This is a genomic window from Paenibacillus radicibacter (assembly GCF_024721995.1).
In the GTDB taxonomy this organism is placed as follows: domain Bacteria; phylum Bacillota; class Bacilli; order Paenibacillales; family NBRC-103111; genus Paenibacillus_AM; species Paenibacillus_AM radicibacter.
The window spans coordinates 138673-160490 of sequence record NZ_JANQBC010000008.1 but is presented as its reverse complement, the minus strand read 5'-3'; the positions used below and the strand labels follow the sequence as shown (position 1 = coordinate 160490).

At 42.5% G+C, this 21818-nt stretch carries 19 protein-coding genes; 17 read left to right on the top strand and 2 right to left on the bottom strand.

The genetic code is table 11. The annotated features are described in order from the left end of the window. Positions 1–8: 8 nt before the first annotated feature. The 9 genes from ruvX to NV379_RS15595 all read left to right on the top strand — a co-directional run bounded on the left by ruvX (position 9) and on the right by NV379_RS15595 (position 9770). On the top strand, positions 9–419 hold the full coding sequence (ruvX, locus tag NV379_RS15635) for a Holliday junction resolvase RuvX (RefSeq protein WP_258208391.1): 411 nt from the start codon (positions 9–11) through the stop codon (positions 417–419). 17 nt (positions 420–436) lie between these two features. Beyond that, the gene (locus tag NV379_RS15630) at positions 437–739 is read left to right on the top strand and encodes a DUF1292 domain-containing protein (protein ID WP_258208255.1); all 303 of its coding nucleotides are present in this window, start codon (positions 437–439) and stop codon (positions 737–739) included. Continuing rightward, positions 739–1035 (top strand): DUF1292 domain-containing protein, encoded by a 297-nt coding sequence (locus NV379_RS15625; protein ID WP_258208254.1) that lies wholly within the window; start codon positions 739–741, stop codon positions 1033–1035. Before NV379_RS15630 ends, NV379_RS15625 begins: the two co-directional genes overlap by 1 nt. Positions 1036–1132: 97 nt before the next feature. Then, positions 1133–2215 (top strand): endolytic transglycosylase MltG, encoded by a 1083-nt coding sequence (gene mltG, locus NV379_RS15620; protein WP_258208253.1) that lies wholly within the window; start codon positions 1133–1135, stop codon positions 2213–2215. Further along, the gene (locus NV379_RS15615; protein ID WP_308860296.1) at positions 2196–3191 is read left to right on the top strand and encodes a peptidase U32 family protein; all 996 of its coding nucleotides are present in this window, start codon (positions 2196–2198) and stop codon (positions 3189–3191) included. The genes mltG and NV379_RS15615 overlap by 20 nt, the downstream gene beginning before the upstream one ends. Positions 3192–3216: 25 nt before the next feature. Then, positions 3217–4509 carry a peptidase U32 family protein gene (locus NV379_RS15610; RefSeq protein ID WP_258208252.1) on the top strand — a complete coding sequence of 431 codons (1293 nt, stop codon included), beginning with the start codon at positions 3217–3219 and terminating at the stop codon, positions 4507–4509. A gap of 193 nt (positions 4510–4702) precedes the next feature. After that, entirely contained in the window at positions 4703–6856 is a 2154-nt protein-coding gene (locus tag NV379_RS15605; RefSeq protein ID WP_258208251.1) for a methyl-accepting chemotaxis protein, read from the top strand. 144 nt (positions 6857–7000) lie between these two features. Beyond that, complete coding sequence (locus NV379_RS15600) at positions 7001–8845, top strand: peptidoglycan D,D-transpeptidase FtsI family protein (protein WP_258208250.1); 1845 nt, start codon at positions 7001–7003, stop codon at positions 8843–8845. Positions 8846–8915: 70 nt separating this feature from the next. After that, entirely contained in the window at positions 8916–9770 is an 855-nt protein-coding gene (locus NV379_RS15595; protein ID WP_258208249.1) for a lipoate--protein ligase family protein, read from the top strand. Positions 9771–9779: 9 nt separating this feature from the next. On the opposite strand, the gene NV379_RS15590 is transcribed toward NV379_RS15595, so the two are convergent. Further along, a complete protein-coding gene (locus tag NV379_RS15590; RefSeq protein ID WP_258208248.1) occupies positions 9780–10508 on the bottom strand; it encodes an alpha/beta hydrolase in 729 nt (242 codons plus the stop codon). Positions 10509–10817: 309 nt separating this feature from the next. On the opposite strand from NV379_RS15590, the gene pdhA reads away from it, so the two are divergent. From pdhA to lpdA, 4 genes are read left to right on the top strand one after another with little or no spacing between them, the layout of a single operon-like run. Then, complete coding sequence (gene pdhA, locus NV379_RS15585) at positions 10818–11897, top strand: pyruvate dehydrogenase (acetyl-transferring) E1 component subunit alpha (protein WP_258208247.1); 1080 nt, start codon at positions 10818–10820, stop codon at positions 11895–11897. A gap of 18 nt (positions 11898–11915) precedes the next feature. Continuing rightward, positions 11916–12896 (top strand): alpha-ketoacid dehydrogenase subunit beta, encoded by a 981-nt coding sequence (locus tag NV379_RS15580; protein WP_258208246.1) that lies wholly within the window; start codon positions 11916–11918, stop codon positions 12894–12896. Positions 12897–12938: 42 nt separating this feature from the next. Further along, entirely contained in the window at positions 12939–14231 is a 1293-nt protein-coding gene (locus tag NV379_RS15575; RefSeq protein WP_258208245.1) for a dihydrolipoamide acetyltransferase family protein, read from the top strand. Positions 14232–14235: 4 nt separating this feature from the next. Continuing rightward, the gene (gene lpdA / locus NV379_RS15570; protein WP_258208244.1) at positions 14236–15654 is read left to right on the top strand and encodes a dihydrolipoyl dehydrogenase; all 1419 of its coding nucleotides are present in this window, start codon (positions 14236–14238) and stop codon (positions 15652–15654) included. Positions 15655–15723: 69 nt separating this feature from the next. Here lpdA and NV379_RS15565 read toward each other — a convergent pair whose 3' ends face one another. After that, a complete protein-coding gene (locus NV379_RS15565; RefSeq protein WP_258208243.1) occupies positions 15724–16641 on the bottom strand; it encodes a diacylglycerol/lipid kinase family protein in 918 nt (305 codons plus the stop codon). Positions 16642–16808: 167 nt separating this feature from the next. Between NV379_RS15565 and NV379_RS15560 the strand changes: the two genes are divergently transcribed. The 4 genes from NV379_RS15560 to NV379_RS15545 all read left to right on the top strand — a co-directional run bounded on the left by NV379_RS15560 (position 16809) and on the right by NV379_RS15545 (position 21815). Then, on the top strand, positions 16809–18152 hold the full coding sequence (locus NV379_RS15560; protein ID WP_258208242.1) for an extracellular solute-binding protein: 1344 nt from the start codon (positions 16809–16811) through the stop codon (positions 18150–18152). Positions 18153–18275: 123 nt separating this feature from the next. Further along, positions 18276–19172, top strand: coding sequence for a carbohydrate ABC transporter permease (locus NV379_RS15555; protein WP_258208241.1), 897 nt, complete (start codon positions 18276–18278; stop codon positions 19170–19172). Beyond that, complete coding sequence (locus tag NV379_RS15550; RefSeq protein ID WP_258208240.1) at positions 19172–19996, top strand: carbohydrate ABC transporter permease; 825 nt, start codon at positions 19172–19174, stop codon at positions 19994–19996. Before NV379_RS15555 ends, NV379_RS15550 begins: the two co-directional genes overlap by 1 nt. A 25-nt stretch (positions 19997–20021) precedes the next feature. Continuing rightward, on the top strand, positions 20022–21815 hold the full coding sequence (locus NV379_RS15545; protein WP_258208239.1) for a cache domain-containing sensor histidine kinase: 1794 nt from the start codon (positions 20022–20024) through the stop codon (positions 21813–21815). Positions 21816–21818 lie beyond the last annotated feature (3 nt).

Below are 21818 nucleotides of genomic sequence, written 5' to 3'. Positions count from 1 at the left end.
TTCGAGTGATTAGACTCATGGGATTAGACTACGGGGACAGAACAATTGGAGTGGCGCTTAGCGATTTACTCGGATTTACGGCACAAGGACTTGAAGTCATTCGTCGTAAATCAGAGGATAGCGATTGGGAGCGTCTTGCGCAAATTATTCGGGAATATGAAGTACACGAAATTGTTGTCGGCTTGCCGAAAAATATGAATGCAACAATTGGTCCGCGCGGTGAGCTTTGTATTGCTTTTGCGGAAGCATTAAAGGAAAAATTTCAATTACCCGTACATCTTTGGGATGAGCGTCTGACTACGGTTTCAGCTACTCGCACATTGATTGAAGCTGATGTGTCTCGTAAGAAGCGTAAAGCGGTTGTCGATAAAATGGCAGCTGCACTTATTCTCCAAGGATATATGGATTCCAAAAGATGAAGAGGTGAGGGATAATCATGGCTAACAATGAAGTGAACAACATGGAAGAGCCCGAAATCATTTACATTCCCGACGAAGAAGGAAACGAAGAAGAATTTGAAGTCATCATGAAGTTCGATGTTGACGGATCTGACAAAAGATATATGATGGTTGTCCCTGTTGATGGGGATGATGAGACAGACGAAGTGTATGCGTTCCGTTATGAAGAAGACGAGAATGGCGATGATCTGAAACTCTACACGATTGAGAACGAAGAAGAGTGGGCGATTGTCGAGGAAACTTTCAACACGCTTGTCGCTGAGATGGAGGAAGACAATTAATGAGCGTTGTTCAGACGAATGTACTTCAAGGCGTATATGGTGATGAGATTATTCTAGTCGATGAACAAGAAGAATCCACTGCGTTTAAGATTATGGCGGAATTTGATTATGAAGGTTCCAAATATGCGGTTCTTCAATCCGATGAATTGGAGAAAGAAGAAGAGGTTGTCATCTACCGCATAACTTCAGCTGCTGAAGGGCAATATGAGCTTGAAACGATTGAAGACGACGATGAATGGGAAGCAGTATCAGAACAGTACGATGAAATTGCTTATCCAATCGATATCGAAGAGTAAGAAAGTAGAGGAGCGGAGTCCATCCGCTCTTTTTATTGCGGTATAATAGTTAACGAGCATGATAATAAAGATCAAGATGGAGGATTCTAACTCAATTATGGAACAATGGAACGAACCGAAGAAGAAACCGAAACGAACCGCGGTCCGTGTGTTGCTCGTAATCGTGATTCTGCTGCTACTCACTGGCGCAGGTGCATTCATCTATGTCAATCAACAACTAAAACCAATGCCAAGTCAGGATAAAGAAGTGCGGGTTAAGATCGAACAAGGGATGGGCGCACGTAAGATTGCCTCTCTTCTTGAGCAAAATGGACTTATTCGTAATGATGCTGTATTTATGGGTTACTTAAAGTGGAATAATGAGGGTTCGCAGTTTAAAGCTGGCGAATACGCCATGAATCCGGGTATGACATTCGACGAAATCATTGATAAACTCAATAAAGGTTTAATCGTGAAGGAAGATATGATTCGATTGACAATTCCTGAGGGCTACACGATTTTGCAAATTTTTGATAAGCTTAAGGGCATGGCTGAATTTGATGCAGATGCATTTTTAAAACAAGTTGAGGATCCTAAAGGTCTCGGGCTAACTTCTGAAGTCGCTCAGCAAATTCCGAATAATGATAAACTTCGCCACGTCTTAGAGGGATACTTATTCCCTGAAACGTATGAGTTTAAGAAAGGCTCAACGGAGAAGGATCTCATCGTGCGGATGACACAAGAGCTGGATAACAAGCTGAAGGAGCTACCGGCAGGCTGGGAAGATCAATTAAAGAAACTTGGGGTTACTTTTCATGAAATGATGACTATTGCTTCGCTTGTGGAGAGAGAAGTTGCCGTCGATAAAGAACGGGGACTTGTTGCAGGTGTCATCTACAATCGGATAAACAAGAAAATGCCGTTGCAAATTGATGCGACGATTCAATATTTGTTCGATAAGCCGAAAGAACGTTTATTCTTGAAGGATTTAAAGGTTGAAAGTCCATATAACACTTACTTGAATGCAGGTCTTCCACCGGGCCCAATTGGTGCACCGAGCTTGGATTCGATTCGTGCCGCGCTTTATCCTGAAGCGTCGAAGTATTTGTTCTATGTGACGAAAAAGGATGGCTCCAAAGAACACCTGTTCGCGGAAACATTCGAAGAGCATCAACGCAACAATGCTGAAAGTAAAAAATAAAGAGTTGCAGGCAGTCATGCATGCAATTGGAAGTGAGGTACCTATGAAAAAGCCAGAATTGCTCGTAAGTGCGGGCTCTTTAGAAGAAATGCGCCGATTGATCGAAGCAGGGGCAGATGCTGTGACGATGGGTGAACATACATTTGGACTTCGTCTTGCTGGAGACGTATCCTTGAGCGAATTAAAAGAAGGCGCGGCATGGGCACATGAACACGGTGCGAAAGTGTATGTATCTGTAAACCAGATCATGACGAACGACCAAGTTGCTCTTCTGCCTGATTACATTCGTGGTTTAGAGGATGCAGGTGTTGATGGAGTCTTATTCGGTGATCCTGCAGTATTAATGGCAGTGAAAGAAACGGGTGTGAAGTTAAACTTGCACTGGAATGCGGAGATGACGTCCACCAATTACATTACAGCGAACTATTGGGGTGAGAGGGGAGCTTCTCGTGTGTTCTTAGCACGTGAGTTGAACCTGGAGGAAGTTATCGACTTCAAGCAGAACTGTGACCTTGCAGTTCAAGTTCAAATTCATGGAATTACGAACATTTACCACTCCAGACGTGAACTTGTACGCAGCTACTTGGAACATCAGGAGAAGGATGATGCGGGTACGCAAGATCGCACGATCAATCGTGGCCTGTATTTAATCGAGCAAGAGCGTCAAGACGAGCGATACCCAATCTTTGAAGATACAACAGGTACACACATTATGAGCTCGGACGATATTTGCATGCTGGAAAGCTTAGATGAAGTACTTGCAGGCAAAGTTGATGTGCTCTATATCGAAGGCTTGATGAAATCCTTGGCATATAACGTGACAGTAGTTAAGAGCTATCGTGCAGCAATTGATGCGTATACAGCTGACCCAGACAATTATCAATTTAATGAAGAATGGTTAGATGCAATTCGTGAATTACAAGATCCAGATCGTGAATTGTCCTTCGGATTCTTCTTCAAAGAGCAAGTATATTAAGTTTAGAAACAAAGAGGTGAATAACATGAATGTGAATGCAATGGTTGACGCTCGTGCACGAGGAAAACGGGTTAGATTGGATAAGCCTGAGCTGCTTGCACCAGCAGGTAACTTAGAGAAATTGAAATTCGCTGTTCATTACGGCGCTGATGCGGTATATATTGGCGGACAAAAATATGGTTTGCGTTCCAATGCAGATAACTTCTCCATTGATGAGATGCGTGAAGGTGTAGAGTTTGCGGCGAAATACGGCGCTAAAGTGTTTGTTGCGACGAACATTTTTGCCCATAATGAAGATATTGAAGGTCTTGAGGAGTACTTGCGTGACATCCAAGATGCTGGTGTTGCGGCGATTATCGTGGCAGATCCGCTTATTATTGAGACATGCAAACGTGTTGCACCGAAGATCGAAATTCACTTGAGTACGCAGCAATCCACAGTAAACTGGATGGCCGTGAAGTATTGGAAAGAAGAAGGCATTGATCGTGTCGTGCTTGGTCGTGAAGCAAGTATGGAGGAGATCGATGAGATCAAACGCAATGTAGAGATTGAGATTGAGACGTTCGTACACGGTGCGATGTGCTCTTCTTGGTCCGGCCGTTGTGTACTTTCCAACCACTTTACAGACCGTGACTCTAACCGTGGTGGTTGCTCGCAGTCCTGCCGCTGGAAGTATGATTTGTATGCGACTGATGAAGCTATTGCGAATTCACCACTTGCTAGTGGACTTCCGCTGTTTGCTCCAGAAGATGATGCCTTTACGATGGGTTCTAAGGACTTGTACATGATTGAGCATATTCCAGCGATGATCGAGTCAGGTGTAGATTCTTTCAAAATTGAAGGACGTATGAAGAGTATTCATTATGTAGCAACAGTTGTGAATGCTTACCGTCAAGCAATTGATGCTTACTTTGATAATCCAGAGGAATTCGGGCTTAAGCAGCAATGGTTAGAAGAAATTTACAAAGCGGCGAATCGTCCGCTCAACACAGGCTTCTTCTTTGATGTACCGGGTCGTGAAGATCATATCTATGAGCCAGAAGACAAGGCAATTGGCTATGACTTTACAGGTCTTGTGCTTGGTTATGATGAAGCAACGGGAATTGCTACTGTTCAGCAGCGCAATCATTTTAAGATTGGTCAAGATGTGGAGTTCTTCGGCCCGAATGGGACATACTTCAAACAGACAATCGATGCGATGTGGGATGAGGAAGGTAACGAGCTTGATGTCGCTAGACATCCGATGCAAGTGTTGAAGATTCGTACGGATGCGCCTGTTAGTGAATTTGATATGATGCGTAAAAAAGTTGGAAAATAAATAGCGATAGCCCATTTGACAATAGTAGGTCAAATGGGCTATTTTTTTGTTTTTTTGTAAATGAAAGAAAGGAAAAGTGTGGAATATGTCGAATCTAGTATTTTATTCATCAAATATTAAGTTTTTTTATTTATCATGCCGATAACACTCTAATAGCACAAAAAAGTAAACTTCATGGCGGTGAATGTAAACGATGTCAAATTGGTTTTCGAAAGTTACAGCTTATGGTAAGAAAGCAGGTGATCAGATGAATGGCTTAGCTCAGAAGTTCAAAACTAAGTCTAAAGCCCCAAAAATATCAAGTGAGAATCGATCTTCTGATAAAGGCTCGCGGTTAGTGCACCCCCTTCGTTCAGTAGGTCTCAAACTATTCTTTATCTTCTTTGTTTCCATTCTAGTCTTCGTTCTGACGGTAGGGATATTCTCTTATCAAATTTCGAAGAGTGTTATCCAGAAGAAAGTATCTAGTGTTTCTTCGGAAGCGATCGTACTTGCGCAACAAAAGTTAGATTATTTCTTTGCTACATATGAAAAAATGTCCCTCCAACTTATTTCGGATAACACTTTAAAATCACAAATTGAATCCTTGAAAAGTTTAAAAGAGGGAACTTACGAGTATTTAGAAACAACAAGACTGATGAGTGATAAGTTAGGTCAATTCTCACTTACAGACACGAACGTAAAGGCAATTCGATTATTCGATATGTCTGGCAAGCAGTTGAAGTTATACGGAGAAATGCCTGGTGAGGTGGATTCTTCTCGAGGTTGGTTCAAGAGAGTTGTGGATCAGCAAGGAAAGACCGAATGGATTGCGAACGGTGAGGATTCAGTTTCGAAAAATGAAGATGAAGTAGCAATTGGTCGTGTCATTAATGATGTGAATTTGATGGGTGGATCACTCGGGGTACTTGTGATTGAAATCTCTCTGAATACGATTGCTAAAGATATCGATATGATTAATCTGGGTGAAAATGACGACATTGTAATCACAGATAAGAATAATATGTTAATTTATAGTGAAAAACGTGACCAAATCGGGAAGAAAGCCAATATTGAACTTACAGAAGAAGAATTGAAGCAAGACAAAGGTTCATCGAAAAACGATGATACCCAAGTCGTGTACGCTCGTTCTGCACTAACAGATTGGTACTTGGTAGGTAGTGTTCCGATTCGTGAGCTAGTGAAAGACGCGATTCAAATCTTTAATGTAACGATCTATGCAGCCATTATTGCGGCAATTCTTGCTATATTCATCGGACTGTTCATCATGCGGATGATCGGCAAACCACTTACGAAACTCATGAACTTGATGCGAGAAGGGGCGAGTGGCAACTTAACCGTTCGTTCGAACTTTAAGGCTTATGATGAGATTGGTCAGCTTGGAGCTAGCTTTGACATGATGATGCAGGAAATTACAACGTTGGTAAAACAGACGAACCAATCTGCACAAGAAGTGCTAGAGACGGCTAAAGAATTAACCTATGCATCGAAAACAACGGCAACAGCAGCCAAAGAAATTGCGGTAGCAACAGATGAAATCTCAAGTGGTGCTGCTGGACTTGCGGGTGAATCGGAAAGAGGAACAGAACTGACACACCACATCACAGAAAAGATGAAGGATGTCATTCAATCCAATTTAGAAATGGGTACAGCTGCTGGGGAAGTTCGATCCTCCAGTGAACAAGGTACACAGTACATGAGCGAATTAATTTCGAAGACAACACTTACAGAAGATCTTGTTCGTTCAATGGTTCTCAATGTAAATAATTTAAAAGAGAGCACGCGCTCGATTCGCAAAATCTTGGACGTGCTCAACAATATGACGAAGCAGACGAATATCTTGTCACTGAATGCTACAATTGAAGCAGCAAGAGCAGGAGTAGCAGGTAAAGGGTTCATGGTCGTTGCTGATGAAATTCGTAAACTTGCGGATCAGTCGAAGCAATCCATTGAAGTGGTTGGTCAAATTACAGAGACCATTCAGTTGGGAATTGATGAGACGGTAACCGTTCTATCCAATGCTTACCCAATCTTTAATGAACAAATTGTATCTGTAAAAGAAGCGAATACAATCTTTGATCAAGTACAACAGCATATGAGTGACTTTATTACACAACTAAGCGAAGTAAGTGACTCGATCGTCGAGCTTGATCAATCGCAGAATGTACTATCAGGTGCAATGACTAGTGTAAGTGCGGTAGCTGAAGAGTCGCTTGCAACATCGGAAGAAGTAGCCTCCTTATGTTCGGAGCAGTTATCGATTTCCGAAAGTTTAGTGAAACTCTCTGATAAACTTGGGGAATTATCGAACTCCCTTCAAGATAGTTTGTCTCGCTTCAAGGTTTAATCGCATGCGTTGATAATAAATGGAAGAGAAGATCCCTTTAGTGATAAAGGGGTCTTCTTTTTTTGTGAGGTTTGATGAGAAACAAGAACGCCGATACTGAGAGTATCAACAATAGCAAGCCAGTTAGAGAGGGAGGCGATATGTATGCGTATTCCACAATTAGATCTGATTATATTGATGCGTAAACGAATCGTAGTCGTTGCGCTTGTAATCGTTACGGTTATCTCCCTCCTATTGGGGCGGTTGTTCTGGATTCAAATACTCTCACCAAGGCGTTACTCGTCGGAACATATTGATCTTGTTGCGAGTTCCGTTACGCATCGGCAGAATGGTCTGGAACTGGATAGTGGCAGAGGTGACATTTATGATCGGAATGGCCAGACTCTTACTGGTGAGACTATACCTGCACTTGCTTTCTTTCATCCAGATCCGAATAACCGGAAAGAACTTATTCCGCTAGTACCGCAGAATAAATTAGAGCAGTTGCTTGCCATTTTACATACAACGAATGAATCTTGGCAGGCATTTGCCGCAAACTTAAGCAAGTCTGCCTTCTGGAAGAACCCCGGGCAAGAGGAGCCGATGGCACTTTCTGAACAACAAATGAGACAGATTGAAGATCTGCAATTAGAGAATGCAGCGATCGTGACATATAAAAAGCGATATCAACAAACCCCTCTTGCATCACAATTAATCGGTTACGTAGGGCAGAATCCACTACGCATTGAGTCGACTTTTGCACAAGAGTTAAAGAGAGGACTACTTGCAACAGATAGTAAAATCGGTGGTGCGGGGCTTGAGAAGTCATTTCAACGATGGCTGCTTGGACTTGGTAAAACTTCTCTGACTTATTATGTGGATGGGAAAGAACGTTACATCGAAGGTATCGGTCAGCGAATGATGAAGATAGACAATGAACACTATCCACTACAAGTCATGTCAACATTGGATAAGAACATACAGCAGCAGCTTGAAAACTTCATGCAAAAAGCGGGAATTGAGAAAGGTGCAGCCGTTATATTAGATACAAAGACAGCGGATATCGTAGCCATGGCAAGCTTTCCTAAATTTGATCCCAATCATGTGCATTTGGAAGAGGGAAGTTGGAGTAACTTAGCCTTGAAACAAACCGTTCCCGGATCGATCTACAAGACGGTTATTGCAGCAGCTGCCTTAGAAGAAGGTGTGGTTACATTACGTGAATTGTTTGAATGTGATGGTGATTTAGGGAAATTCGACTTCCACTGCTGGAAAGAGGGTGGACATGGCATCCTTACATTAGAAGAAGCTTTTGCAGATTCTTGCAATATTGTGTTTGCCAAAATTGCGCAGCGGCTAACAGCCGAGCAGATCATGCATGCTGCACAAAAGTTAGGTGTTCTATCGACTGTTGGTTGGCAAGGGAAGTCGACGCGTGAAACGAATGATTTTAAACAATTGGATGGTGAGGAAGAGGGGCAACTCTTTATCGGTGGTATTCCAAGTCGTGATACGGGTGTGCTTGTGCAGTCCGCTATCGGTCAACGTGATGTGCGGATGTCACCGCTGCAAGCTGCGAACCTAGTTGTAACCTTGCTCAATCGTGGTACAGTCAAAGCACCTCGTGCAGTGAAAGAGATCCGATATCAGAATGGACTCATGATGGAGAGATTCCCTGAGCAGACGATTGTACCTCGTAGTCAAGGGATATCTGCTCAAACATCACGATTTTTATTAGAGGGTATGAGGGAGGTTGTCACTCATGGAACCGCTCAAGCATTATTAGGTGGCAAATGGGATTTAGCCGGGAAAACGGGGACAGCTGAAGTGTTCAAAAATGGTAAATCCTTGGAAAATCAATGGTTTATCGGATACGGTCCAGTGAAAAATCCTCGTTATGCAATGGCGATCGTAGCGGAAGAGGTGAAGCCGAATTACCCGAATCAAGTGCTTCCCGTGTTTAAGGCTTTGATGAATGAACTTGCAAATGCTCCGTTGCAGAGTAAATAGGCATCCCTTACAATAAGGACACGACTTCATCGTGATGGACTTAAGTTTAGTTGTGAGGAGATGGGCAGTAGTGGGTGAAATAGAAACGAGCTTGGGGAAGGTTCACATATTGGATCGTTCTCAAGATTTGAGTCATAGCGATATTTTATATCCATTTGCATTAGAAGAATTGTTATGTCGCCGCGTAGGTGAAGGTGCAAGTCCAATTGTTCATATATGGAGACATCCCAAAGCGTTCGTGATGGGACTTAAAGATAGCAGACTTCCGAATGCGGCTGTTGCTAAGGGGAATTTAGAACGACAAGGTTATCAAGTAGCAGTGCGTAATTCCGGAGGAGCGGCAGTTCCGCTTGATGCAAGTGTTGTGAATGTCACGCTAATTACGCCTAAAGCGCAGGGGAATATTGATTTCCGCAAAGATTTTGAACGAATGTATCGGTTTATTCAATCTGCATTAGAATTTTGGACGGATGGTGTGAACAAAGGGGAAGTGATCGGCTCGTTCTGCCCAGGAGACTTTGATTTGAGTATTGGGGACCAGAAGTTCTGCGGAATTGCTCAGCGGAGACAGACGCATGCGATTGCGGTTCAAGCTTTTGTCATTGTAGAGGGGAAGGGACAGGACAAGGCGTCCAAGGCAAGGGCTTTTTATGATGAGGCTACAAGTGGAGTCGTTCAGTCGAAGGAAGAAGAAGTAGTTCAGCCGACATTCCCGCTTGTTGAAGAGAATTCAATGATATCGATTGCCGAAGCGCTGAAGCTCGCCTTTACAGTGGAGCAATTTAATACGGGAATACTTCATGCGATTCATGCATTTACGAATGAGGAAGTTACACCGCTTCCGCAGGAACAATTACCTTCTGAACAAGACGTTCAGGCGATGATCGATCAGTTACGCAAGCGGTATGATATTCCGTCTGTCTAATACACGCTTCTAACCTAGGAAGTGTTGCAACGCATGCATCATTTCTTTTTGCCAAAAACCCCACAGATGATGACCAGGCTTCTCGATATAGAGGAGCTTGGTTTTTTTTTGTTCCAAAATTTCCTTCGTTGCACGGTTCTCTGCGACAAAATCAAACGTTCCGCGCTCTGTTTCCACCTCAATTTCATCTAATCCGATTAGCATGTAGAGGCTCAGCCATGACAAATCGTCTTGTTCCTGTAATTGTTCTCGCGTATCTTGAAAAAATGCACCAGAAAAGGATATTACTTTGGAAAAAAGGTCACGATAATGGATGGCAAGGTGTATGGATACGGTTCCGCCTAGAGAGTCTCCAGCTAAGATTCGTTCATCTGAAGTTGTGCGAACAGGGTAGTTCTCTTCCACCCATGGAATTAATTCTTCGGTGAAAAAGTTTAAGTAGTTCGCATGAAGATGACCATTAGGTGCATATTCCGCAGTACGAATGGAGGTATCGACGTCCACACCAACGACAATAGCAGGTTCCATACCATCTTCAAGAATACCTTGTGTTAAGAAAGTAGCGATTCGGCCGAAATTAAAGAATTGCTCGCCATCTTGGCAGTAAATCACGGGATATGATAATAACACGTTGTAACCAGGAGGTAAATATATCCGAATAGGGCGATCATGCCCAAGGTAATTTGAGGGAATGATATGTTTGACGATGGTACGTTTCGTGTAAAAAGCATTGTCCATTGTGTAGGAAACCTCCATTTTTTACAAAAGTGTCGTATAATAGTTTGGATTTTACGTTAATCTGTATTATAGATATTCGTAAACTGTACTATTCATCGACATAAAAGTTAGCAAATAACTAGGTAAAGACTGTGTACTTTTTTATAAAACAGGATTATAATGTTACTATAACAGAAATCACTGCAATAGTAATTAATTTCATTGAGCTATTGCGCTTGATCAGTTGTAATTAACTTATGCTTTCGGAAACAAAGCTTAAACCCTTCTAGATAGAACATGTTTCCTAATTAATGACTTGAGGTGAATGATATGAGTAAGGTTCAAAACAAACTGAACTATGAAGTAAGCTCAGAGAATGTGACACCATTAACGATTCTTGCACCGGACGGTTCAGTAGTTAATGATGACAAAATGCCTAAATTAAGCGACGACCAATTGCGCGAATTAATGCGTAGAATGGTCTTTACTCGTACGTGGGATGAGCGTGCAATCAACTTGGGACGTCAAGGTCGTCTTGGTTTCTATGCGCCAGTATCTGGTCAAGAAGCTTCCATGATCGGTTCCGAATTTGCACTTAACAAAGATGACTTTATTTGCCCAGGTTACCGCGATATGCCGCAGCTAGTATGGCACGGCCTTCCGTTATACCAAGCATTCCTATATTCCCGTGGTCACCAACATGGTGGACAAATCCCTGCTGATGTACACGTATTGATGCCTCAAATCATCATCGGTGCACAAATGCTTCATGCAACAGGTGTTGCAATGGCATTCAAACAACGTGACGAGAAGCGTGTAGCAATCGGTTACACTGGCGACGGCGGTAGCTCCGAAGGCGATTTCTACGAAGGTTTGAACTTTGCTGGTGCATTTAAGCTACCTGCAATCTACTTCGTACAAAACAATGGTTATGCCATTACAACACCTTACGCGAAGCAAACTGCTGCTCAATCCGTTGCGCATAAAGCACTTGCTGCTGGTATCAAAGGTGTTCAAGTTGACGGTATGGACGTTCTTGCTGTGTACACAGCAGTTACTGAAGCTGCTGAGCGCGCACGCAACGGTGAAGGTGCAACTCTTATCGAGGCACTTACTTACCGCTTCAAGCCGCATTCCTTGGCAGATGATACGACGAAATACCGTACGAAAGACGAAGAAGCTGAATGGTCTGAAAGAGATCCACTTAACCGCTTCCGTGCATTCTTGACGAAAAAAGGTCTATGGACTGAAGAAGAAGAAGCACAAGTAAAAGAAGATGCTAAAGCTACAATTGCAGAACAAATCAAAAAAGCGGAAGAAACAGAGAAGATGACAGTAAATGGTCTAATTGACTCCATGTTCGAAGTAACTCCGAAGCATTTAGAAGAGCAAAAGGCTTATTTTTCTTAAGAGGGGGGCACAACAATCATGGCACAAATGAATATGATTCAAGCGATTAAAGACGCACTTCGCGTTGAGCTTGCTAGAGATAAAAATGTTCTTTTATTCGGTGAAGACGTAGGTCACGTTGGCGGTGTATTCCGTGCAACTGAAGGTTTACAAGCAGAATTCGGTGAGACTCGTGTATTCGATACACCACTTGCTGAGTCCGCAATCGGTGGTTTGGCAGTAGGTCTTGGTATTCAAGGCTTCCGTCCAGTTGCTGAGATCCAATTCGTTGGTTTTATCTATGAAGCACTTGATCAAATCTGTGTTCAAGCAGCGCGTATGCGTTACCGCTCCGGTGGTCGTTACAACTCCCCAATCGTGTTCCGTACACCATTTGGTGGCGGTGTTAAAGCGGCTGAGCTTCACACAGATTCCTTGGAAGGTCTATTGATCCAAACTCCTGGTATCAAAGTTGTCGTTCCTTCCAACCCTTACGATGCAAAAGGTCTTATGATCGCTGCAATTCGTGATAACGATCCTGTATTCTTCATGGAGCACTTGAACTTGTACCGTGCATTCCGTGCAGAAGTACCTGAAGGCGAATATACAGTTGAGCTTGGTAAAGCTAATGTTGTTCGTGAAGGTGCAGACGTAACGATTATTACTTACGGTTTGATGGTTCATACTTCCGTTAAAGCTGCTGAGGAAATCGAAAAAGCACGTGGAATTAAGGTGGAAGTTATCGATCTTCGTACCCTAATGCCGCTTGATATTGATACGATTGTAGAATCGATCAAGAAAACAAATCGTGCAATTATCGTACAAGAAGCACAGCAAACATCCGGTGCGGCTGCAGAGGTTATTGCTCAAATTAATGAAAAAGCAATTCTACACTTGGAAGCTCCAGTACTTCGTATTGCAGGTCCAGATACGGTGTATCCTTATGCACAAATCGAAGATGCTTGGTTGCCATCTACAGCACGTATCATTGATGGCATTAACCGTGTTCTTGATTTCTAGAATATTTGAAGCGGACAGACTTAATTAGGGAGGTAAACCATCATGGCTCTTTTTCAATATAAATTTCCTGAACTAGGCGAGGGAATTCACGAAGGCGAAATCGTGAAAGTGAATATCAAACCTGGCGATAAAGTAGACGACGAAACAATCTTGATGGAAGTACAGAACGATAAAGCAGTAGTTGAAGTACCATGTCCAGTTAACGGTGTGGTAAAAGAAGTACTAGTTAAAGACGGCCAAGTATGCACGATCGGTGAACTAGTAGCTGTAATTGATGTTGAAGGTGAATTGCCTGCAGAAAGCATGCACCACACAAGCGGCAATGATAGCGCACCAGCACCTGCAGCAGTAGAAGCTCCAGCGGCAACTCCTGCACCTGCAGCGCCTGTTGCAGCTCCAGTAGCATCTGGTAACGTTCTAGCTACACCTAGTGTACGTAAGTTTGCTCGTGAGCAAGGTGTTAACATTGCTGAAGTTCCTGCTACTGGCAAGAACGGCAAAGTAACACGTGAAGACGTAACAGCATTCGCAGCGGGTGGCGTAGCACCAGTTGCAACTCCAGCAGCAGTGGCTACTGAAACTGCAGCACCAGCGGCAGCAACAAGCACACCAGTTGCTCCAGCAGCTGCAAACCTTGCTGAAGAGCGCGTACCATTCAAAGGTATCCGTAAAGCGATCTCCAATGCGATGGTTAAATCTGCTTACACAGCACCTCACGTTACAATTATGGACGAAGTAGATGTAACTGAGCTTGTTGCTTTCCGCGCGAAAATGAAGCCAATGGCTGAGAAGAAAGGCGTTAAAGTAACTTACCTTCCGTTCATCGTGAAGGCACTTGTTGCGGCTTGCCGTGAATTCCCAGCGCTTAATGCTTCGATCGACGAAGAAAGACAAGAAATTGTATACAAAAAACATTACGATATCGGTATTGCAACAGATACAGACAACGGTCTTATCGTTCCAGTTATCCATGAAGCTGATCGTAAGAACATCTGGAATGTTGCATCCTCGATTGCTGATCTAGCGAAACGTGGTCGTGATGGCAAACTTGCACCTGCTGAGATGAAGGGAAGCACGATTTCCATTTCCAACATCGGTTCTGCAGGGGGTATGTTCTTCACTCCAATCATTAACTATCCAGAAGTTGCAATCTTGGGTACTGGTCGTATCACTGAGAAACCAGTAGTTAAGAATGGTGAAATTGTTGTTGCTCCAGTAATGGCACTTTCCCTAAGCTTTGACCACCGTTTGATCGATGGCGCAACAGCACAAAACTTCATGAATTACATTAAACAATTGCTGGCAAGTCCTGAACTGTTCTTAATGGAGGTGTAACACAATGGTAGTAGGCGATGCTTCTTTAGATATTGATGTGTTGGTAATTGGCGCTGGCCCTGGTGGTTACGTAGCTGCAATTCGTGCAGCACAATTAGGTAAAAGCGTTCTAATCGTAGATAAATCCGAGTGGGGCGGTGTGTGTTTGAACGTGGGTTGTATCCCATCCAAAGCACTTATCTCCGCGGCTCACCGTTATGAGCACATGACTCATTCCCATACAATGGGTGTATCTGCAGAGAACGTAACTGTAGATTTTTCTAAAGTACAAGAATGGAAGCAATCCGTTGTTAAGAAATTAACTAGCGGTGTTGAAGGTCTTCTTAAGGGAAATAAGGTTCAAATGTTCCAAGGTGAAGTGATGTTCATCAATGAGAACGAAGCTCGTGTGTTCAATGATCAAGAAGCACCGCGTTACCGCTTCAAACATTGCATCATTGCAACAGGTTCTCGTCCAATCGAACTTAAGCCATTCCCTTACGGCGGACGTATTATGTCTTCCACAGAAGCACTTGCTCTTAAAGAGATTCCGAAGAGCATGATCGTTATTGGCGGCGGCTACATCGGTATTGAACTTGGTCAAACATTCGCGAAGTTCGGAACGAAAGTGACGATCCTTGAAGGTTCTAAGTCCATTCTTCCAGCTTCCGAGGCAGAAATGTCCAAGCTTGTTAAGAAAAACTTGGATCGCTTGAAAGTGGATGTATTCGCAGAAGCTCTTGCGCAAAGCTCTGAACAAAACGACAAAGAAGTAACTGTAACATTCACTGTTAAAGGTGAAGAGAAGAAAGTTACTGCTGAATATTGCCTGGTAACAGTAGGCCGTCGTCCGAATACAGACGGAGATCTAGGTCTTGAGCTTGCTGGTGTTAAGCTAGGCGAGCGCGGTGTTATTGAAGTCGATCAACAATGCCGTACAAGCAATCCGAACATCTACGCGATTGGTGACGTTGTTCCTGGTCCTGCACTTGCTCACAAAGCAAGCTATGAAGGTAAAGTTGCAGCTGAAGCACTGGCAGGATTGCCAAGCGTAGTTGATTATAAAGTAATTCCTGCAGTAGTGTTCTCTGATCCAGAGATCGCATATGTGGGTTATAGTGAAAAAGAAGCTAAAGACCTTGGCATTAACGTTGCAGTAGGTAAATTCCCTTACGCAGCCAACGGCCGTGCACTTGCAATGAATGAGTCTGATGGTTTCGTGAAAATTATCGCGAACAAAGACACAGGCGTGATCATCGGTGCTCAGCTTATTGGTCCTGAAGCATCTAACTTGATTTCCGAAATGTGTCTTGCAATTGAGATGGGAGCTACACTTGAAGATGTGGCACTTACAATCCATGCGCATCCAACACTAGGTGAAATTACGATGGAAGCAGCGGAAGTTGCTCTAGGTCATCCGATCCACATGATCGGTGCGAAGTAATATTTGCTTTTGAAAATAAGAAACCGCGGCAGCCGATTCGTTCGGCTCTACCGCGGTTTTTTTGTTAATTTATATAGTAATCGGCTTTAAAAATTGAAGGGCTTGTGGAAGGATACGAATGTTTAATGATTGCGCTGTACTTATCTCTCCGTCGCTTTGAACAAAGTGCGGTTCTTGCGTATGTATCTGGATATGACTGCCTTTAAATATCGATACGGCTGGATGTTCCATATGTTTACCGGAGTAGATCGAGATAAATATGGACACGAGTTTCATTCGATTTAACGAGTGAATGACGATAACATCTGCTTGACCATCATCACAGATTGCAAGTGGATTGATCTTCATTCCACCTCCAAAGTAAGGTATATTCGAGCTGACAATCATCCATACGGTTGAAAAATGATGGCTTTCCTCATCCACCTGAACGGTTGCTGTAAATGGTCGGAACGTGAAGAACGCCTTAGCTGCTGAAAGCAAGTAAGAGATTTTACCGAGTGAAAGTCGATTAAATGCTTTCTTATGAATCGCTTCATTCGTATTTCGAGCTACGACAGCATCAAAGCCGGCACCTATACAGTTCACAGATATATTTCCATCTGACTCTAGTAAATCGATGGGTGTGGGCACATGTACATCTAATAGAAGTTTCAGTGCTTTGCGAGGATCGGTTGGAATGTGATGTCCTTTGGCAAAGTCATTGCCTGTTCCTGCTGGTATAAAACCGAATCGAGTCGTAGTTAACCTCTGACTTTGATATAAGCCATTGACAGCTTCATGAACCGTTCCGTCACCGCCAATGACAACAAGTGTATCGATTTCATCTTGAGTAAGAAGTTCCTGCGTGAGCAGAGTTGTTTCACCAGCACACTGCGTTATTTTATAGCAAAATAGGATGTTTTGACGGTTTAACTCTTGGCGTACCGTATCCCATACATATCTCCCTTTTCCATGACCTGAAACCGGGTTTACGACCAAACCTAACATGAAAACCTCCGATAATCGTATTTGTCTGTCTAATCATAATGCAATTTGTCGGAAGAGAAAAGAGAATTGTCCCCCCTGTTTGTCGAAATGAAGACCTGTGAAAGCGCTATATTAATTAATATAATTAAATTGTAAGTTAACACAAACAATTTTGGGAGGTCACTCAAATGAAAAAGACAGTTGTATCCATGACGGCATTACTACTAGTATTGTCCTCAGCGCTTGCTGCATGTGGTAAAGAAGAGACAAAAGACGCTGCAACAACACCTGGTGCTACTCAAACAGCTAAACCAGAAGAGGCAGGTAAGCCATTTACAATTAACCTGCGTCACATCTTGATTAAGGATACGGACAAGCCTGCTCTAACTCGCTTAGAAGAAGTGAAGAAGAAGACAGAAGCGGCTGTTCCAGGTCTTACAGTTAACTTTGAAGGTATGGAAGAGAACGTTAACCGTTTCCAAAAACTTCGTGCTGAAATGTCAGCAGGTAACCCTCCTCAAATCTTCAACCTATTCGGTGGTACGGACACAAGAGACTTCTCCAAGACAGGAAATCTTCTTGATCTAACTCCAATCTTGACTGAACTTGGTATTAAAGATAAGTACAACAGCTTATCCGAGTTCACAGTAGACGGTAAAATCTACGGTCTACCATTGACTGGTTATGCTGAAGGTATTTTCTACAACAAGAAATTATTCGCTGACAATGGAATTAAAGTTCCACAAACATACGAAGAGTTGCTAGCAGCTTCTGAGACTTTGAAATCCAAAGGCATCATTCCATTCGCACTAGGTTCCAAAGAGCCTTGGGCAATCAACATGATGATGAACACGATGTGGGTACGTGAAGCTGGAAACAACATTACGGAAGATATCGTTGCTGGTACGAAAAAATGGACAGACGCTGGCGTAGTGAAAGCATTCGCTAACTACTCCGAACTTCACAAGAAAGGCTACTTCCCTAAAGGTACTTTGTCTCTAGCTTATCCTGAAGGTCAGAACGACTTCAGAACTGGTAAAGCTGCAATGGCATTCGACGGAAGCTGGGCTGGCGGTTCCTTCACAGATGAGACTAAAACTGCAGTATCCAAAGAAGTTGGTTTCTTCGCGTTCCCATCAACAGGTGGTCCTGGGGATGGCGCACTTAACGCTTCTTACTCCAACGGTTATGGTTTCTCCGCGAAACTAAACGATCAAGAGAAGAAAGCTGTTAAAGAGTTCATCAAGCAAATGTGGAGCCAAGACCAACAAGAAAAGCAATACAAAGAAGAAGGCTGGTTGCCAGCTATGAAGTTTGAGCTTGCAAGCGCGAAAGAAATTACGAAAGACATTAGCGGTGTAATGGGTAAAGCGAAAACTGTATTCCCTGCATTTGACTCCGTTGTACACGCTAAAGTTCGTGACGCTCTTGAAAAAGGTATGCAAGAATTGATCGGCGGAAAAATTACACCTGAGAAACTGGCTGAAAAGATCCAAAAAGTTCAAGACGAAGTAGCTAAAGAGAAGAAGTAATTCACATTCTCCTTTAAGAAACATGTCTGAGCAAGTAACGGGTATCTCCACCAGGTGATACCCGTTACATATATTTAAATAAATATTTACCTGAGTAAATCAGGATAGAGACTGGAGGTTCACATGAATAAGACTTTGCGTAATCCCTTGACGTATTTCTTGTTTATAATACCGACGCTGTTACTGTATACGATGTTCTTTATTTATCCGGTACTTAGCACATTGAAATCTGGCTTTACAAGCTGGGATGGTGCGAATACACCTGTATTTATCGGACTAGATAACTATGTAAAAGCGTTAACTAACGATGAAATTTTCTGGAAATCATTCTTTAATAACGTTTTCTTCATCTTATTCTCTTTATTTATTCAAATCCCAGTCATTATTCTACTAGGTATTCTAGTATCTGGTGTGAAGAAATTCCGTGGTTTCTACAAAACGACTGTTTTCCTACCAAGTATTCTTTCAACTGCTGTAGTAGGTATTCTATTCTCCTTCGTCGTGTTCCACCCGGAGATCGGTTTGTTAAACAAACTGTTTAGTGCTGTCGGCCTTGAGAGCTTAATTCCTGAAGGCAGCTGGTTAGGATCAGAAAGTACAGCAATGCTTGCCATTTTGTTTACCAACGCTTGGCAGTGGACAGGTTTCTATGTTGTTCTCGTGCTAGCAGCGATCCTTGGTATTTCCAAAGAAATTTTCGAGGCTGCAGAAATTGACGGCGCGACAGGCTTCCAAAAAGCTCGACTAATTACAATACCATTGATTCGTCCGATTATTCTTGTGATCATGCTTCTATCGATTACAGGTGCGATGAAGGCTCTAGATGTTATCTTGGTTATGACAAATGGCGGACCGTTCAGCTCGACAGAAGTTATGGCAACGCATATGTACAATGTTGCTTTCAAACAGACTGAATATGGATACGGTAACGCGATTGCGAATCTCATTATGATCTTTACATTGGGAGTCACTCTACTGTTCGGTATCTTTTCGAAAAAATTCGGGGATGTGGAGAGCTGATGAAAAACAAAAAAGGTATTCTTACTCACGTTATCCTGATGCTTTATGTTATTATTACATTATATCCGGTTTTCTGGGCATTCCAGAACTCCTTCAAGACTTCAGCAGAAGTTATTTCACATCCGTTTGCGATTCCAACTGATTTCCAATTCGTGAACTATATCAATGCATGGACATCTTCCAAGATTAGTACTTATTTCTTTAACAGCTTGTATATTTCTACACTAGCCAGTGTGGTTTCCATGGTACTTGCAGCAATGACTGCTTATGCAGTAACTCGTATGCGCTTTAAAACAATGAGTAAGATCGTACAAGCGTTTATCGGTCTTGCACTTATGATTCCAGGTTCCTTCTTGCTTGTACCGTTGTTCTTCTTACTTAACGATATGAAAATCGTCAATACACACGCAGCGCTCATTATTCCGTATATTACATTCGGAATTCCGCTTACCGTGTTTGTTATATCTGCCTTCCTTCGCTCGATTCCGAACGATTTGGAAGAAGCAGGTGTTATGGACGGCTTGTCCGCATATGGCTTGTTCTGGAGAGTCATCCTGCCACTATGTACACCAGCGCTTGTAACGGTGTTTATTCTGAACTTCTTAGGAAATTGGAACGAATTCGTTATGGCACAGTTCTTCTTAACAAAAGAAACGCTGCGTACACTCCCTGTCGGCATGGTTGCATTCATGAACTCCCTAAATATGAACTATAGTGGTCTATTCGCTTCTACGATGTTTAGCGTCATTCCAGTTGTTGTGATCTATGCCATTCTTCAAGAGAAAATTATTGAAGGTGTAACAGCTGGTAGTGTGAAGGGATAACCTGAAGGAGGAAAGAGGCGTAATGATGAATCTTAGAAAAAAAGTGTTCCTTGCTTTCTTTGGATTCATTATTATTCCTCTTTTTGTTATTGGCAGCATTACGTACCTCGTCATCCAGAATATTATTGAAAAAAACTATACTGATCAATCAGAGCTTACGATTCAAGCGATTGGACATAATATCAGTTCCATATTTAAAGAGGCAAATACGTACTCAGAGTATTGGCGTTTCCAAAGTGAGCTCAATGCGATGTTGGCATCATCTGATGGAATTGGTGGTCAGTCCTCGCGTTATTTAGATAACATTAGTATTCTAAAAAGTACATTCTTAACTTATCTTGCAGTCGATAAAGTAGCCATCTACGATGTACAAGGCGATTATGCGGCGGCTTTTAAGCGGAAGGACAGGGACATCTTGAAAGTTCCTTTCTATCAATTCCGATCCCATGAAGTATATAAAGAAATGATTGAACAGAATGGGCGAGCGACTTGGGTAGGCCCGAATGAATACACTTCTGTTATTGATAGTGATGGACAATTTACATCGATTCGATTGATGCGAGACCCTTCCTCCATGGAGATTAAAGGGTATTTGTTGTTAACAATGCGCTTTAACGAGCTGGACAGGCTAGCGAGTTCATTCTTCTATAACCAGCCTGAAGCAAGTCGCTTCTTAATTGTGAATCATTCAGGTACCATTCTTAAAGACAGTAAGAGTCAGTTGGATGGTCATAACTTAAAGGATTATAGCTCCGGGTCCGTTGATCTTACGAAAGAATATGCAACTTCCAAAGTCATGTTTAATGGCGTTGAAAGTATGCTCTCCGTATACGATTTTGATTTGGAGAAAGAAGGAATTAAGAACTGGAGTCTTGTTTACATTACACCGTGGGATTATTTATCCGGTAAAACGTTGACAGTGCTCAAATGGGTATCTATTGTTATTACTTTCTTCTTGATTTGCGCATTGCTATTTAATCTATTGTTTGTGAATCGATACATTCGATTTATTAGCTATTTTGTATCCAAAATGAAACATGCAGAACTTGGTGATCTAAGAGTTCGGGTTCCTGTAAGAGGGCATGACGAAACGACGATTCTTGCTCGTGGATTCAACTCACTTGTTGCTCGTATGGAATTGCTCATCGAAGAAATCAAGATGGAACAAGAGCGGAAGAAGAAAGCGGAGTTAATGCTGCTAGAAGCACAGATTAAACCGCATTTTCTTTTTAACACATTAGAGTCAATTAACGCTTTAGCGATTCAGAATGAGGGTAAGAAAGTAAGTCAGATCGTGTACCGACTTGGTTCGATGCTGCGAATGTTCGAGCATAAAGAAGAAATTTCAGTTGCTCTTGAAATGAATTACTTGAAAAACTATATGGATATCCAAGCGTTCCGCTTTGAAGACTTGTTCCAGTATGAATTTGATCTGCCGAAAGAACTTGAGAACTACTCGATTCTGAAATTGACCTTGCAGCCACTTGTTGAAAATAGTATCCAGCACGGTTTTGAGGGATTAGAAGGCGGAGGAGCGATTAAGATTTCTGTGGAAGATCAAGGGGATCATATCGTAATTTGGGTGGAAGACAACGGTAAGGGTATACCGAGTGATGTGCTCAATCGTTTAGAATACAAAGGAACAAGCTTAAAATTACCTAAGCAAGCAACTGAGACGAAGCGAATTGGCCTTGGCATATTAAATGTTGCAGATCGTCTTCGCATTCATTACGGAAACTCCTGTGGCATTTTCATTTGCAGTGAGCTTAGCAAAGGCACAACAATTAAATGCGTAATTCCAAAATATATTGCTGGGTGATGG

Excerpts from the sequence above, each read along its gene's own strand:
- NV379_RS15625 (WP_258208254.1), top strand. The coding sequence starts at position 739 with ATGAGCGTTGTTCAGACGAATGTACTTCAAGGCGTATATGGTGATGAG.
- NV379_RS15630 (WP_258208255.1), top strand. The coding sequence starts at position 437 with ATGGCTAACAATGAAGTGAACAACATGGAAGAGCCCGAAATCATTTAC.
- pdhA (WP_258208247.1), top strand. The coding sequence starts at position 10,818 with ATGAGTAAGGTTCAAAACAAACTGAACTATGAAGTAAGCTCAGAGAAT.
- NV379_RS15610 (WP_258208252.1), top strand. The coding sequence starts at position 3,217 with ATGAATGTGAATGCAATGGTTGACGCTCGTGCACGAGGAAAACGGGTT.
- NV379_RS15615 (WP_308860296.1), top strand. The coding sequence starts at position 2,196 with ATGCTGAAAGTAAAAAATAAAGAGTTGCAGGCAGTCATGCATGCAATT.
- NV379_RS15555 (WP_258208241.1), top strand. The coding sequence starts at position 18,276 with ATGAATAAGACTTTGCGTAATCCCTTGACGTATTTCTTGTTTATAATA.
- lpdA (WP_258208244.1), top strand. The coding sequence starts at position 14,236 with ATGGTAGTAGGCGATGCTTCTTTAGATATTGATGTGTTGGTAATTGGC.
- NV379_RS15605 (WP_258208251.1), top strand. The coding sequence starts at position 4,703 with ATGTCAAATTGGTTTTCGAAAGTTACAGCTTATGGTAAGAAAGCAGGT.
- mltG (WP_258208253.1), top strand. The coding sequence starts at position 1,133 with ATGGAACAATGGAACGAACCGAAGAAGAAACCGAAACGAACCGCGGTC.
- NV379_RS15545 (WP_258208239.1), top strand. The coding sequence starts at position 20,022 with ATGAATCTTAGAAAAAAAGTGTTCCTTGCTTTCTTTGGATTCATTATT.
- NV379_RS15600 (WP_258208250.1), top strand. The coding sequence starts at position 7,001 with ATGCGTATTCCACAATTAGATCTGATTATATTGATGCGTAAACGAATC.
- NV379_RS15590 (WP_258208248.1), bottom strand. The coding sequence starts at position 10,508 with ATGGACAATGCTTTTTACACGAAACGTACCATCGTCAAACATATCATT.
- NV379_RS15565 (WP_258208243.1), bottom strand. The coding sequence starts at position 16,641 with ATGTTAGGTTTGGTCGTAAACCCGGTTTCAGGTCATGGAAAAGGGAGA.
- NV379_RS15575 (WP_258208245.1), top strand. The coding sequence starts at position 12,939 with ATGGCTCTTTTTCAATATAAATTTCCTGAACTAGGCGAGGGAATTCAC.
- NV379_RS15560 (WP_258208242.1), top strand. The coding sequence starts at position 16,809 with ATGAAAAAGACAGTTGTATCCATGACGGCATTACTACTAGTATTGTCC.
- NV379_RS15580 (WP_258208246.1), top strand. The coding sequence starts at position 11,916 with ATGGCACAAATGAATATGATTCAAGCGATTAAAGACGCACTTCGCGTT.
- NV379_RS15550 (WP_258208240.1), top strand. The coding sequence starts at position 19,172 with ATGAAAAACAAAAAAGGTATTCTTACTCACGTTATCCTGATGCTTTAT.